This is a genomic window from Bacillus sp. RIT 809, assembly GCF_016892495.1.
GTDB classification, from domain to species: Bacteria; Bacillota; Bacilli; order Bacillales; family Bacillaceae_G; genus Bacillus_A; species Bacillus_A cereus_U.
The window spans coordinates 1-852 of sequence record NZ_JAFEMR010000064.1 but is presented as its reverse complement, the minus strand read 5'-3'; the positions used below and the strand labels follow the sequence as shown (position 1 = coordinate 852).

The following is an 852-nucleotide window of genomic DNA, read 5'->3' as shown; positions in this document are numbered from 1 at the left end:
CGATGGCAGAGAGGTCACACCCGTTCCCATACCGAACACGGAAGTTAAGCTCTCTAGCGCCGATGGTAGTTGGGACCTTGTCCCTGTGAGAGTAGGACGTCGCCAAGCAAAAACGAGAGAATATAAAAAACTTATTGACTTTCTAAGTGAATCAAGTATAATGATGTTTGTCTCAAATAAATATAGTCTGGTAATGATGGCAGAGAGGTCACACCCGTTCCCATACCGAACACGGAAGTTAAGCTCTCTAGCGCCGATGGTAGTTGGGACCTTGTCCCTGTGAGAGTAGGACGTTGCCAGGCAAAATGGAGGATTAGCTCAGCTGGGAGAGCACCTGCCTTACAAGCAGGGGGTCGGCGGTTCGATCCCGTCATCCTCCACCATATATGTCGGAGGGGTAGCGAAGTGGCTAAACGCGGCGGACTGTAAATCCGCTCCTTTGGGTTCGGCAGTTCGAATCTGCCCCCCTCCACCATTTCTTAATTATTGGGCTATAGCCAAGCGGTAAGGCAACGGACTTTGACTCCGTCATGCGCTGGTTCGAATCCAGCTAGCCCAGCCATTAAGAGCCATTAGCTCAGTTGGTAGAGCATCTGACTTTTAATCAGAGGGTCGAAGGTTCGAATCCTTCATGGCTCACCATTTTCTTAAAAAAATATGCGGGTGTGGCGGAATTGGCAGACGCACCAGACTTAGGATCTGGCGCCTTTGGCGTGGGGGTTCGACTCCCTTCACCCGCACTTTTAATAAAATATCTCATACATGTCTTGCGGAAGTAGTTCAGTGGTAGAATACAACCTTGCCAAGGTTGGGGTCGCGGGTTCGAATCCCGTCTTCCGCTCCAATTTTCAA

The 852-nt window shown here is 50.0% G+C and carries 6 tRNA genes and 2 rRNA genes; all 8 read left to right on the top strand.

Features of this window, described 5'->3' with window-relative positions:
- A 5S ribosomal RNA gene (gene rrf / locus JTF23_RS27380) occupies nucleotides 1-108 on the top strand; the annotation flags it as partial.
- Between the two features lie 78 nt (nucleotides 109-186).
- Nucleotides 187-302 (top strand): 5S ribosomal RNA (rrf, locus tag JTF23_RS27375).
- 5 nt (nucleotides 303-307) lie between these two features.
- Nucleotides 308-383, top strand: a tRNA-Val gene (locus JTF23_RS27370).
- Between the two features lie 8 nt (nucleotides 384-391).
- A tRNA-Tyr gene (locus tag JTF23_RS27365) sits at nucleotides 392-475 on the top strand.
- Between the two features lie 12 nt (nucleotides 476-487).
- Nucleotides 488-562 (top strand) — tRNA-Gln (locus JTF23_RS27360).
- A gap of 4 nt (nucleotides 563-566) precedes the next feature.
- Nucleotides 567-642, top strand: a tRNA-Lys gene (locus JTF23_RS27355).
- Between the two features lie 17 nt (nucleotides 643-659).
- Nucleotides 660-740 (top strand) — tRNA-Leu (locus tag JTF23_RS27350).
- 29 nt (nucleotides 741-769) lie between these two features.
- Nucleotides 770-844 (top strand) — tRNA-Gly (locus tag JTF23_RS27345).
- Nucleotides 845-852 lie beyond the last annotated feature (8 nt).